Origin of the sequence: Enterocloster sp. 210928-DFI.2.20, assembly GCF_020554465.1 — a bacterium.
Classification (GTDB): domain Bacteria; phylum Bacillota; class Clostridia; order Lachnospirales; family Lachnospiraceae; genus Enterocloster; species Enterocloster bolteae.
Genome location: NZ_JAJCHK010000059.1, coordinates 1 through 13,322 on the forward strand (window position 1 = coordinate 1; position 13,322 = coordinate 13,322).

A 13,322-nucleotide genomic window follows, 5' to 3' on the forward strand; every position below is an offset into this window, starting at 1 on the left:
AAAAGGAATCTGAAAGCCTTATATTTACTGGCTTAGAGATTCCGAGAGATTATTTTCTAATAAGTGAGGTTAATATATTAACTTTATCTCTTTTATTTGATTTACTTTTGCTCTTAGGTAAAATTATTTCACACAAAAAATCAAATAGCTTTTCATCCAAAAAAATTTTATTGTAGATAGCCTTGGATAAAGAATCATTAATATATGCTGCACGATCCATATCATATTTTTGCAGTGGTGTTATACCAGAATTATATCTCCGAAAAATTTCTTTTTTTATCTTATCTTCTTTATCGTCATCTAATTTTGGCTCATCTACAACATTAAACTGCAGTATCCTTACTCTAGTTTCTTCAAAAAGTTCTCTTGTAGATTCATCTAACTGGCTATATTTTTTTCCAGACAGTAACTTTAAACTATGTAATCCTTTCTCCTTCAATACAAGTTTATCATTTAAAAATCTTTCAATTGTTTCATAACGTTGTCTACCATCGATAACTTCATTTTTATCCCTTGTCTGAAATAATACCAATGGAGGTACCTCTGTTCCCAATAGGATACTTTCAATAAAATATGTTGCCTTTTCTTCGTCCCAAACATAGTTTCTTTGAAAGTATGGCTTATAATCTATTTTATTTGCATATCTTGGATTCAAAAAAATAGACGAAATTTTTTTAACAATATTCTCTATTTTTAATTTTTCTTTGAAGATATCTGTAATATCTGTATAATCCAACTGCATATTAGACATATTTTACATCCTTTCAGTTTAAACTAATTTATGTTAACTCTGTCTCTTATTTCTTTATCTTTAAATTCATCAACACTACTTGGAACAACAGATCCCTGAAAAAAAAATTCATTATTATATCTCTTTCTTGATTTGACCAACCCATCAAGCGCAAATCTAAACACATATTGCCATGATGAATTTTCAAATGCAGATACAATTTGATGCAAAGCAGGAAGCCATTCATATATATATCTACATTCGTCATATATAGTTATATCCATGTACATAGACGTAGATTTCGCCATATATTTGTATCTTATATTTTGCTCCGTATTATAATGTAACGGATAAGCAAGTTGATTAATAATCACATCAAAAAAAATATTACTGTGAGGTTTATCCAAAAATTGATATATTTTTTCTGAACTTTCAAAAAAATTTTCAATTAACTTGACATCATCTTTAAGTTTTATATTATGTTGCTTCAAAAGCGTGATAATCTTTAGTCCTTTTATAAGATCGTTGTAACTTCCTAGCTCGTTTAAAAAGCATTTTTCTTTATCATTTAGCGCACCTTTCCTGTTAAGATTATCCATAGCAAAAAAGAATTTTGCCAGTGAGTGGTTAACCGTTAACTCTGAAATAACTACCTTATCAAATTCAGAAATATCGAATAATTGGTTTATAAAAGGATTTCTTGCAAATCTTTGCAATGGAACCAAAATTGATGGAATATCTCTTAAAACAGCTGATATAAATTCTCCATAATAAAACGCAAAGTTTTGTATAACATTATCATATAAACTTAAATATTCATCACATCTATCCCTGGTCTCTAAACAAGAACTTTCTAAAAGTGGAAAGGTTTTAAAAAATAAATATAATGTAATTAAGTCATAATATTCTTCAATTGATTCCTTGCTATTATCTGGCTCCGCAAAATTTGATATAATTATACCAGGCGAATTCAAACGATGATATTGACAAATTGTTGTAATAGTTCTTAATGCATGTTGTACAGATGGTATACTCCCACATGCATCGATATAAATTATATCAAATTTTTTAGGTGTTTGTTGAAAAAAAGTTTCAACGTTCTGTTTCAATATTCGGGGTTGTGGGTAAGTCCCCTGATTATAAAATGAGATAGCCTTATTATAATTTTGACTATTTACCTCAAATCCCCATATATTATGAGGAAGAACACCTAAGTTCATAAACTCTTTAAAATCATTATCCGGTTCTGGACCACATAAATAACAAACAGTTAAATCCTCTGGCCTTTTAACTCCTACATATGTATCATGTAATTTTTCCCAATTAGTAATATAAAATGGTTCTATTTTTAGTGCCTCAGTTCTATTTTTACTTTCATCTTCAGATAAAGAAAAATAATCATAAATAGAACGAACATAATTACGTTTTACGCAACATGCGTCTTCTCTCTTTACTGTCAGCAATTCTATTCCGTGTAAAATAGCAGAATGACGTACAAATTCCTTTTTAAACTGTTTATAAGAGTGTTCTTCTTTCGTATTAATCCCCTCCCTATTGTAAGAATAAAATATATAGAATCAACAAAAGACTATATTTTATACCTTAGTTCACCTCTTTCCTTTTCAAACCACAATTCCTCATCATTATTACCTACTTAATTGTTTTTTTCGTCCAACTTATCTAATTCCCCTATACTTTCTAAAAAATGACATTCCACAGGAGACAATATATATTCCTGATTTCTTTTATATTTCTCATACTCCAAATGCGCTTTCTCCAAGGCCTGCTGATGTGTTACTTTCCCCTTTGTTGTTAATATATCACGTCTGGTCATCCTGAGATAATCATCAATCGTCTCCAGCCAGTCTTTCATATACATTGGTTCCTGATTTAAAGCATGTACCTCTGCAATATCCAAATATGCCGTTACAATTTTATTGAGTGCATCCAACTCTTTTTCATCAAGATAATTTTTCGCCACTTCTACATCCGAGAGTTTTATACGTTTGCCACTCCATGTAGTCAGTCCCATATTATCTTTATCTGCATCTGCCCTTTGGTAAATCACCTCTGCCGCTGTATGCTTATGTGCTGCCCAATGCATCTTGTTTTGAACCTGTTTAAAAAACTGTACGGAACTCTCCGCCTTCGGATTGTAGTCAATACTGGTCGCATAGATTTCCAGCACTTTTCTCCAAAACACTTTTTCTGAAGACCTTATATCCCGGATACGCGCCAGCAACTCATCAAAATAATTTCCTCCACCAAGATTCTTTAATCGTTCATCATCCAGCGCAAATCCTTTAATCATATATTCTTTCAGGATATTTGTAGCCCAAATTCTGAATTGTGTTCCTCGCAAAGATTTCACGCGATAGCCAACAGAGATAATAACGTCAAGATTATAAAAATCCACATGATATCTTTTTCCGTCGGAACCAGTTGTTGCAAAATTTGCAACAACTGAATTTCGGCTTAACTCGCCTTCTAAAAAAATATTTTTAATATGTCTGGATATCGTGGATTTATTTCTTTGAAATAGATCTGCTATCTGATCTAACGATAACCAAACAGTATCGTTATCAAACGTAACTTCAACTTTGGTAACTCCATCCTCTGTTGTGTACATCAATATATTAGATTTTTCCACTTTCTCTTCCCCCGCCAAAAGATCTCCGAAAAAAATTCGATGATTATACTATTCCTTAAGTTTCCATATCCATTTCACTATATTTTACCATACTCCCCTCACCATTACCATCTGAAAGATTCCTTCATTTCCGTTTATTTTCCCCTCTGCAACATAACATCCTCGTTTACCTATTATTCAAACTCACATATCTGATATCCCTCTTTTTCAGCATAACAAATTATCAACCGCTTCTCATAAACATCTATTCTCTTCACTCTATCCTTTACGACATTTTCATCATATTCCCCATTACATACAACTTTTCCCAACATCTCTCTTACATCTTGATCGTTCAAGGTAGGTGAATTTTCACACTCTGCCTTTCCTTTTTCCATCCTTGTCCCACATCTCCACACAATCTTCCCACGCTCCGTTCTACGCCTGAATCCTCCGCCACAATACCCACATACCAATAAATTACTAAGCAAGTATTTGCTGCTATATCGGTTACCACTGCTAATCTGATTGCCGTTAGCTGTTCTAATCAGCCTGGCTCTATTAAGCATTTCCTCCTGCACCTTATCAAATATCTCCGGAGAAATAATAGCCGGATGACTTCCTTTCACATAATATCTGGTACGCTGTCCAATATTTTTCTTTCGTATACCATTCAGATAATCCTCCGTAAATGTTTTCTGAAGCATCATGTCTCCCTTATATTTCTCATTCTTTAGCATCTGCTGGATTACATTTGCACTCCATACCGTTTTGCCTGTTACCGTTTTTACACCACTTTCCTCCAAGTGTGTTTTTATCTGCGAAAACGTGTAACCCTTTAAATATAACTCAAAAATCAACCGCACTATTTCGGCCTGCTCCAGAACGATTACCAATTCCCCTTCCACACACCGATACCCCATAAAATGTTTGTAGCTGCTAAATAGCCCTTCCTCAAATTTTTTTTTAATCCCCCACTGAATATTCTCACTCAAGTTTCTGCTTTCTTCTTGCCCCATTGCTCCTGACAAGGTTATTGCCGCTTCTGCATCCGGATCAAACGAATTCACATTTTCAATTTCAAAATACATTTGTATACCCCTTTCTTTCAAATATCTCATAATCTGCAATAGCTCTACCGTATTCCTGGATACTCGTTTTGCTGATTTAGTGATTATGTAATCGAATTTCCCCTCTGCAGCGCTTTCTAACATATGTTTCAGTCCGTTACGGCCTTTTTTCCTTAATCCACTTCTTCCGCAATCCCAGAATACTCCTGAAAATACCCAACCCGGATGATCTGATATCTGTTCTGTATATGCCACAATTTGATGAGCCAAACTGGCTAACTGCGTCTCTTTCTTAGTGCTGACGCGGCAATATGCCGCCACACGCAGCGGTTCCATATTCTCTTTTTTCACAGGCATATAATATATATTTTTCAAAACACATCACCTCGTTTCATCAATAAGGAAAAGGCGCGAAAGCCAAAAGCCTTCACGCCTCACCACACGGCAACTATCCAATCTCACCTAATCATCATTTAACACTCTTTTGCAACAGGACAATACTTTCCGTATGTGTTGAGTGTACGAAAAAGATTACCGAAAAGCATAGTTGGGCCTTGGGGGAATATGTATTGTTCCCACTTAACATACAGCAATCTTCTTTATAACAGTTTCCTTTTTCTACACCCCTTGTCTATCATATTATATCACTCAAATAAATCTCCAATATTTGCAAAAGGGCGATATCCTCCATCCTGCTTTTTATTATATGTGCTTGTCGGCACAATCAAATCTGCATGCCATACTTCCTCACCACTGTTTAAAGTAGTGGTTTTTATAAGCACAATTTTAAACATCTTCCGTTTTGGCGGTTTATTTTCTTTATCAAAGCCAAAGGGTTCAAATTGGTCATATTTCAAATGGCAATGCTTTCCTCCGCTTTCACGAATCGATGTAACAACATAATAATCTTTAAATCCAGTTACTTCAGCCGTAACTTCCATTCCTGGAGCGAGTATCTGTATGTCCTTTTCCCCAGATTTTCCTTTATGAATTCGAATAGAATCATGATACGACCGAAGTCCACTATAAGAAAATCCGAGTCCAAAATCTACATACTGGTTCTCACTGGTGGCAGTAATCCTGTCACTTATACTTTGTGGATTGAAATATACCGGAATCTGCTTAAAGGAAATATACGCTTGACGTGCCTGAAAGCTATCTTTTCCAGGCAGTTCTCCTCTAAAAGTATACAATGTTTGTATTGCGTCATTTTTTCCCATATCATTTATATCCGCACTTGTAATCAATCTTCTTAAGCCCTTATGATAACTTGAAAACCATTCAAAAGGAATTGTACGTTTGGGCATTTTTTCCGATGCCCTTATTAAATCCTGCAACATTTGTGAGAGTTCTTCCCGTACTTCTGCATTTCCTTCAAGTGTCCCTTCCTCAAAGGCAAGAATGAACTTTACAATGTATTTGTAATAAAACGCATCCGCAGAAGCATTGGGTTCACTTGTCCACTTTTCAAGTTTCAACAAGGTATCGTCAAGCTCATTGATTATATCCGAATCGTCAACATTGATTCCTCTGAGCGCTTTGAACCAAATTCTAAAGTTAGCATTGGTAGAGGAGTCATCCTCAAAATTGTTCTCCATCATGGTAACAATTTCTTTCAGTATCTCTTGATTTCCTGTTTCTTCCGGATGCTCATCCACATCATGAAATCCGATTCTTGCCAGTTTTCTTCTTGCTATTCTCACCATCTTTGGAGAACCTTCTGCAATCAGCTGTCTACAGGCGGCACGCATCTCATCCCCATTTGCTTTTGTAAGTATCTTACTTTCCTGAATCTGTTTTAACAGAGTCGAATTATAATTATTAATAGTTCCCTTTCCCCCCACCAACAGGCTTCTGCAGTCTTCAATAAGATTATCAATTCGATCGTATAAATCAATTTGGTCCATATCAGAAATCAGCTCATCCAATGAGTAATCGGTACAAAATTCTTTCAATTGATTAAATACGGATTGCACGGACAAATATAATTTGCTCTCAGCTATATTGGAGATAAATCTGCTGTTTTCTTCCCTTCTGGCTTTATCAAAATATTGAACAGCCATAGGTATATCTACACGCGCCAGTTCCAAATATTCTTCTATTGTTCTGATATCCGCGCTGTCCCTGCCTCCCCTGTTGTAGTGATTTATTGCCTCTCTTATCTTTAGTAAATATTCATTCTTAATCCTGGACGCATATCCCATAGCTTCGATGTGATAAAGCGATCCCATGGCATATCCGTCAATTCCGGTCGCCACATCAATAGCTTCTTTAATCGTGCTAAATCCCATTTGATAATTTTTAGTATTGTAAAAATAATATCGCGCCAGATGTCCGGCAAAATGAGGCTGGTTTGGATAAGTATTGACCAAACTTTTAAATATTTTAACCACAGCTTCTTTGCTACCATCATATGCATTGGTATTACTATGCTGATTTTCTGAAATCAATTTAGAAATCAGCGGTGAATATATGCCCTTAGCATCAATATCCTCATCCTGTTTGTCCTCTCTCTCTACAAACAGCTTATTAAACAGCTTTACAATTTCATCATTATCCTCCCCGTATTCATCCCTGCGGCTGTTCTCAACCAAATCAATAATTCTATCCAGTAATGCGGTAAAATTGATTGTATCATTTGGTGATAAATACTTTAGGATATAACTTGTGAACAGAGAGTATCTAATCTGAAACCTTTCCTTCTTTTGAGTATTATCTCTCACACACTTGATTAACGGCGCCAAGACAAAGTCATCCCGCTTCATATACAGAGTAGACATTGTTCCGTAACGTGAATTAAAATACTGTATGTCAACCTTATAGTTTGCATAATCCGCCAACGCGAGTACAAATATGATAGCATACTGCTCTTCTGAAAGCGAATTCAAACTGTGATGGACAAAGTCCTCAATGCCATTAAAATTTTCGTCAAATGCATACATGGACAATATAAAAGGAACATGTTCCTCTTCCATCGGACTGGTCTTGGCTTTTTCTACGCAGGCTGCCAAATGCCGTTCACAGCTGTTCTTCTCAATATATCTATTTAAATTTTGCTGCATATTCCAACATTGATTATAATTTAGTCTGGATAAATGTCGCCTTGCATTCATACCGGACTGCCTTCTGACTATGTATACAATTTCAAATGAAAAATCAACGTTTTGAACCAACTCTCCTTGAAGTTTTGACACCTCGTTAAAGCTTAAATCATTGCTGTCCACAAATAATACAATTTCTTTATAGCTATTTTTATACAGTTCAAGTAAAAAGGAGACTAACGTTGTTTCAATATAACGCGTTATAATAATGGTTGGATATGCATCATGGAGTAGATATGCCATTTTCCTCATAAATGTTGTTCCGCCCAAACCAGCTTCATAGTCTATGGAAAAAATCGATTTTTCTTTATTTTTAAGCCGTTTAATAATTTCTTCGCGGATGCTTTGTTCACTGTCCTGCGGGATACAGTACCTATCATTTCCGACAAAATCCCAATCAGCCTGAATAGCTCCTCTCAAAAATTCGCCCCCGCGGTGCTCCATACTGTTTGCCTCATTCTCTTTTTCGATTCCCAGATAGACCAAGTTAAATACACTCTTCATCGCTAGGTATTCATTGTAGTCTATCGTTCCCTTTCCCATATCATTGTGAGGAATCATCACTACATCTGAAGTAATTTCATTATATTCTCCTATGTTATTCTCTATAGCAAGTGCCAACTGCTGTAGGTTCAAATCATAAAATTTAATCCTTTCAGAATGCGTAAACAAATGTCCGGCTTTTATGAAATTAGACAAGAAGTTGTTATCGCAATCCATAACATGGACTGTCAGTTCCTCCTGATTTTCATAATGGTCATTCCACCCCATCACTAAACGTTCTGTGGCGCTCACATAATCCGAACATTTAAGAACAATCAGCTCCACAGGCATTGTATATTCACTGGAAAAAGATTTCAACAATTCGGGGAGTTTGGCATAAATACGTTTAGACACACTCGTATCGTTGGACGGCATCTCTTTCTTACTCACCAAACCTTGTCTGTCATGGAGTTTAATCCAATATGTCTGCGATGTAGCAGGTAAAATTTCCCCTCTCTTAAAATCACATAAATACTTGAGAATAACGTTTTTTCTATTTTCCAATTCCAAATACTGGTCAGATAAATTTTGTTTTTGATTGTCCGTATCATCCCAACTCAAATCCAAAACCATATCCCAGTCTATTTTAAAAAGATTTTTCACAATCCCAATATCATCAATACTGTCTGTAAGCAAAACATAATGCTTACTCTTTCCCGGTTTAAAATAACTGCAGGATACTAACAACTCCTCCCATGAATTCGGATAATCATCCGTAATACTAAGAAGAGCTGCCTCTTCATCCTTTATCAGTAATTTTTTCAAGAAATAATACAGCTCTTGATTTGTCTCCAGAAAGGCCGATGCATCCGGTATTTTCCCACTGTGCTTATATCCGTTTATTAAGGAGGATCTTATTTTTGCGTTATCCATAACATTAATCTGGCTTTTAGAAATCTGATTCGGATATGCCTCACGGACTTTCTCTAAAAGATCATGAGTGGTCATGTCAGCTATCCTGCCGTCTTTTGTTTTTTTAAATTGAATATACTGCTTCCAAGAAGGAACCCTGGAATCGCCATCATAAAGTGCTATTTGTTTATTATAGTAAACCCATATCAAATATTTAGCCGACCACTCAACAGTTGCAGCAAGTTTATGGGCGGCATTAGTCAATTCGTCGCAAGCATCATTATATCTTCCAGAATCCAAAGCTACCCTATATCTTTTATAGTTTTTTATACTGTCATTATAAGTAGAATAAATATGATTTTTATTTTTGAAATCCTTACTGGCAACCAGTTTATTATACTCTTCCTGTTGTGATGTCAATGTATTCATTATGATTTCCCTCCATAAGTTGTATATATTGTATATATCTATTTTTAAGTAATTTATTGAGATCATGAACGTTGCTTTTTAGTCCTTTTATTTTTTCCGACATAATTCGACACAAACTTCTGTATGCACCGTTTGTTAACACATAAAAATATACTAACATATTTTTGCACATAGTACCATAAAACAACCTTTATTTAAATGGAATAAAGAGAAATACTTTCACATATTGGCACACATAAACCTATACTATCATTTACCAAAACTTGTACAGGGTAGGCAAATTGTAGTCACTGCCTACCAAATAGGCGGGCCCGGTCACATCCGGTACCCGCCTTCCTCTTACTTCTCTTTCTCCTTCCCTTCCTGTATCCGCTTCCAGATGTTCTCAAACTCATCCGGCTTTGGACCCGGGATGGGTAAGGGGACGGTCATGCGTTTAACTGCTTCAAACTCCTTCAACAGTTCCTCGTCAGAGTACTCTTCCGCCGGTTCTGGCGGTTCATCGTTTCGCTTTCCATCCATATTTATGCGCCTCCTTTCAAGACCATTGTATGCCTTTTACAAAGAGAGCTGCACTGGTAAATAATGTCATTTTATGGCCTACCACGTAAACACGTACCGTCGATTTACCATGTCGTACTCCTCCGCAATCCGGAGCGCGCCCCTTGCATCCGTAATCATGCATTTGCCCTCGTCGCTGCCCTTGACTGGACAGAGTACGAAGGCCTCGCCGGCGGGGTCCACCTGGTAGCCGGTCAGCATGTAGCCCTCGCTGTCAAACAGGTACCAGCCACAGGTGCCGTCCGTGGCCTCCCTGAGCCAGTACCAGCCATTGGCCGCATAGCTGCCGTCTGTAAACTGATACCACCAACGCTGGCCGTCTGCGGCCGGCTGGAAGCCCTGGGTGTATGTCACTGGTACCGGGGTATAGTCGATGTCGCAGAGCTTGAGGACCTTCTGCCAGGGTGTAGCGGTCACTCTGGACTTGATAGTCCCGTAATTGATGCCCTTGGCCTCAATACACCAACCATCACCTATGTACACCCCGATGTGGCCCGGCTTCCATAGCGCCCAACCGACCATGGACTCGTCCAGATGGTCAACGCCTATCCGCTCCACGGCCGTGTCATGGTAGTTGTAGCTGCCGCGCAGGACGCCCGTGTACCAGCTGATAAGGCCGCTGCAATCCGTGCAGCGCTGGCCTATGTACTTGGCAGCTTTGGCCTTGTAGGCGGATGTGTATGTGCCTGGGTTCTCTCTGGCAAGGCGGTCCAGAATGGCCTGGGTAAGGACCTCGCCCTTGGCGCCATAAACATATGGTGTTCCTATTTTGCTTTTACAATGATTTATTAATCCCTCTGCGGTTTTCTTCATGTAGATCTCCTTCATAAAAAAAGACCCAGGGCATCGCCTGGGCCATCTATGTATCTCTTTTACTTCACTCCTGGTCCCGGATTACCGGGCTTATACTTTCCTGGGCCTTTCTTTTTATCAGGATTTTTAGGAGCCGGTGTAGTCCCCACTGCCCTTGTATCTTCCTTTTTTGTATTCGGGCCTGTCCCTACCATATTCCCCTCGTTGTTAAGCGCCGTTGGCGTCAGGTCGTCTCTCCCGGTAATAGCATCATCGTGCCTCTGCTGCTCTGTTCTTTTGTCTGCATGTCCTAACATGTTTGCCATATCTTTTCCTCTTTTCTTTTTGAGATTTTGTTTTTAGTTACTGCCGCCTTTACCCTGGCGGCTGGGAGATAGCGGACCACCTCCTTTTATGCTCTTGTTTTTGTCTCAACCTCTGGCAGGCCGGCCACGGATGTTCCCAGTGACAGAATTCCGGCCAATACGGTTGCGGATGCCACCAAGGGCCAATTGACTTCCCCCATTGCAGCCGCCGTTCCAATGGTTGCCACAAATGTCTGGGCCATGGTCTTTACGGCCCTCCTTACCGCCGCTTTAACCCACTGTGTCGTATTTACATCTGCTTTAAATACACAATTCTTAAACATGTTATACCTCACTTTCTTAATGAAAAATCCCCTGCTGGACCGCATAAAAAAAGAAGCCTACCAGGGCTGTTGCCACTATGCCAATCAGTCCGTATATGCTTCTCGTCTGCTTCTCCAGTTTGTCACATAGGTTGTCAATCTTAACATCTCTCGCCGCCTCATGAATTTCCAATTTGTCCAGGCGGTCCGCATGATTATTAATACGTTTTTCGTGCGTTTCTAATTTTTCTTTTAATAACTCTTCATTCACATTTCAATACCTACCTTTCTTTTTTGTTTTTAATATTGTATACTAAAAGAAATACCCTTTATGTAACCATGTTTTTCATCTCCTTATAGTTGGAGTTATGGGAAGTCATAGTGGATATGTTACGGACCCATCAGACCTGTATTTACGTGGTAATAATCCGGCAGGTTTCACCCAGGTTCAGTATGCATCGTTTGAATCTGGGGGTATTCTCCATCAAAGTACGTATTTACCAATGGTCTTTAAAACCTCAAAAGTTTATAACTTTACTGGTTATACAACACTGGCGATTACTTATTACATTGTCTCCGCAATCAATAGAGGGAGTCTTAGGATGACCGCCAGGGTATATAGAGACAACAATGATTATCAAGGAGAAAGTACAATAGGCATATCTGCTGGAGGAACATATACACAAACGATAAAATTAAATCCGCAATCATATGCACCTGGAATAAGTCTAACCTGTCAAACATTAAACAGTGGCTCATGGGCTATGGAAGATTGGGCTGCATGGGTTTGGCAAGTAAGAATATCCTAAAAATATGACCAGCAATTATTCCAACCATATTTGATATACCTGCCCCCATATACCGGTGTAAACAACATCTATAGCATCACTGTAATATATATCAGATATATTAATGGTTACGATTTGGTTTCCACTTCCCATTCCATCTTGTGATTTCATGAATGTGCTGTTTGAATGTCTGTGTATGCTTAGCATGTGCTGTCCTGTTCCTCCCGCCGTCACATTCATGTGGACTTTTAAGTATTTATATCCGGTGAAATTATAAACCTTTGTTGAATCCATTCTAGCGCCGCCCGAAGATACGTATATTGCATTGGATTCAAACGTGATTGTACCGGTATTTCGATAGAATCCAGCAACATTGCTCCCGTATTTATACAGGTGATTTGCTGACACGACATACCCGTCTTGACTTCCGATAACTCCAATTATAAGAGATATAAGGGTATAGGTTATTAAGCCGCCATGGGTAGCATGATTTTACTTCCGATAACTCCAAATATCGGCACATCCTTTTTTATGTTACCTGCGACAAGGTTTGGATCCCCCTTCATGATGATGGCCGATGTTACAAACGTGTTCGCCGGAACTAAAACCCGGTCCGATGTTCCAGGCATAAATGTTCCTCCCGCCTGTTCATTCATGACTCCGGCTAATGGCTCCCCGTCCTTATCAACGATTACTTTATTCTTTCTTACGTCTGGCGCTGTAGCTGTAATTACATCCAGATCTGCGCCTCCGCCCCCTCCAGGTATTAATATCTTTCCCATGGCTGCTCCTTTCCTGGCATGACCATTGCCAGTATATCCGCCTTTTCCGTTTCAGTTAGATTTGTATACCCATCCAGGATGTCTGCCGGCTCCTCGCCCTGATTCTTCCGGATCTCCAGCGCCCGTATAATGATATTTTTTTTGATTCCGCTTATCATAACATCGCACCTCCTATCACGTCTGCCAATGCAATAGTCAGCTCCGCATTCTCCTGGCGAAGCTGTTCCACCTGCTGTTCCTGAGTGGGGATATATTCAACTGGTGTCACTCCATCCGATTTATAAAAAATTCCGTCGATATACTTCCCCCCTATCTCACAGGGATATTGCGTACAATCCACTGCAAAAGCATCGTCACCATAGACGCACCGCGCCACCCGGTTGGTTTCTTCATAATGCCCTACCACCACATTCTGTA

General features: G+C 38.4%; 14 protein-coding genes. All 14 read right to left on the reverse strand.

Translation table 11 applies throughout. The features are described 5' to 3' along the window. Positions 1-49: 49 nt before the first annotated feature. On the reverse strand, positions 50-751 hold the full coding sequence (locus LI015_RS27120) for a DUF262 domain-containing protein (protein WP_227126709.1): 702 nt from the start codon (positions 749-751) through the stop codon (positions 50-52). A gap of 23 nt (positions 752-774) precedes the next feature. Further along, a complete protein-coding gene (locus LI015_RS27125; RefSeq protein WP_002592882.1) occupies positions 775-2,193 on the reverse strand; it encodes a hypothetical protein in 1,419 nt (472 codons plus the stop codon). 191 nt (positions 2,194-2,384) lie between these two features. Further along, on the reverse strand, positions 2,385-3,398 hold the full coding sequence (locus tag LI015_RS27130; protein ID WP_002587187.1) for a virulence RhuM family protein: 1,014 nt from the start codon (positions 3,396-3,398) through the stop codon (positions 2,385-2,387). Positions 3,399-3,553: 155 nt separating this feature from the next. Continuing rightward, positions 3,554-4,804 carry a recombinase family protein gene (locus LI015_RS27135; protein ID WP_227126710.1) on the reverse strand — a complete coding sequence of 417 codons (1,251 nt, stop codon included), beginning with the start codon at positions 4,802-4,804 and terminating at the stop codon, positions 3,554-3,556. A 269-nt stretch (positions 4,805-5,073) separates the two neighbouring features. After that, entirely contained in the window at positions 5,074-9,354 is a 4,281-nt protein-coding gene (locus tag LI015_RS27140) for a hypothetical protein (protein WP_227126711.1), read from the reverse strand. 339 nt (positions 9,355-9,693) lie between these two features. Next, positions 9,694-9,876, reverse strand: a complete 183-nt coding sequence (locus LI015_RS27145) for a hypothetical protein (RefSeq protein ID WP_002590312.1) — start codon at positions 9,874-9,876, stop codon at positions 9,694-9,696. Positions 9,877-9,954: 78 nt separating this feature from the next. Next, the gene (locus LI015_RS27150) at positions 9,955-10,728 is read right to left on the reverse strand and encodes a C40 family peptidase (protein ID WP_227126712.1); all 774 of its coding nucleotides are present in this window, start codon (positions 10,726-10,728) and stop codon (positions 9,955-9,957) included. Positions 10,729-10,787: 59 nt separating this feature from the next. Beyond that, positions 10,788-11,033: a hypothetical protein gene (locus tag LI015_RS27155; protein ID WP_118024803.1), complete on the reverse strand. Its 246-nt coding sequence runs from the start codon at positions 11,031-11,033 to the stop codon at positions 10,788-10,790. A gap of 86 nt (positions 11,034-11,119) precedes the next feature. Further along, complete coding sequence (locus LI015_RS27160; protein ID WP_227126713.1) at positions 11,120-11,356, reverse strand: holin; 237 nt, start codon at positions 11,354-11,356, stop codon at positions 11,120-11,122. Between the two features lie 16 nt (positions 11,357-11,372). After that, positions 11,373-11,606 carry a hemolysin XhlA family protein gene (locus LI015_RS27165; protein WP_054355290.1) on the reverse strand — a complete coding sequence of 78 codons (234 nt, stop codon included), beginning with the start codon at positions 11,604-11,606 and terminating at the stop codon, positions 11,373-11,375. Positions 11,607-12,159: 553 nt separating this feature from the next. After that, complete coding sequence (locus LI015_RS27170) at positions 12,160-12,417, reverse strand: hypothetical protein (RefSeq protein ID WP_227126714.1); 258 nt, start codon at positions 12,415-12,417, stop codon at positions 12,160-12,162. A gap of 173 nt (positions 12,418-12,590) precedes the next feature. After that, the gene (locus LI015_RS27175) at positions 12,591-12,905 is read right to left on the reverse strand and encodes a hypothetical protein (RefSeq protein WP_227126715.1); all 315 of its coding nucleotides are present in this window, start codon (positions 12,903-12,905) and stop codon (positions 12,591-12,593) included. Next, on the reverse strand, positions 12,890-13,063 hold the full coding sequence (locus LI015_RS27180) for a hypothetical protein (protein WP_227126716.1): 174 nt from the start codon (positions 13,061-13,063) through the stop codon (positions 12,890-12,892). The genes LI015_RS27175 and LI015_RS27180 overlap by 16 nt, the downstream gene beginning before the upstream one ends. Continuing rightward, on the reverse strand, positions 13,060-13,322 hold a 263-nt coding region (locus tag LI015_RS27185; protein WP_227126717.1), incomplete at its 5' end, for a hypothetical protein. The genes LI015_RS27185 and LI015_RS27180, both read right to left, overlap by 4 nt.

Coding starts and splice junctions, on each gene's coding strand:
- LI015_RS27120 (WP_227126709.1), bottom strand. CDS start 751: ATGTCTAATATGCAGTTGGATTATACAGATATTACAGATATCTTCAAA.
- LI015_RS27140 (WP_227126711.1), bottom strand. CDS start 9,354: ATGAATACATTGACATCACAACAGGAAGAGTATAATAAACTGGTTGCC.
- LI015_RS27145 (WP_002590312.1), bottom strand. CDS start 9,876: ATGGATGGAAAGCGAAACGATGAACCGCCAGAACCGGCGGAAGAGTAC.
- LI015_RS27150 (WP_227126712.1), bottom strand. CDS start 10,728: ATGAAGAAAACCGCAGAGGGATTAATAAATCATTGTAAAAGCAAAATA.
- LI015_RS27155 (WP_118024803.1), bottom strand. CDS start 11,033: ATGGCAAACATGTTAGGACATGCAGACAAAAGAACAGAGCAGCAGAGG.
- LI015_RS27160 (WP_227126713.1), bottom strand. CDS start 11,356: ATGTTTAAGAATTGTGTATTTAAAGCAGATGTAAATACGACACAGTGG.
- LI015_RS27170 (WP_227126714.1), bottom strand. CDS start 12,417: ATGGATTCAACAAAGGTTTATAATTTCACCGGATATAAATACTTAAAA.
- LI015_RS27175 (WP_227126715.1), bottom strand. CDS start 12,905: ATGGGAAAGATATTAATACCTGGAGGGGGCGGAGGCGCAGATCTGGAT.
- LI015_RS27180 (WP_227126716.1), bottom strand. CDS start 13,063: ATGATAAGCGGAATCAAAAAAAATATCATTATACGGGCGCTGGAGATC.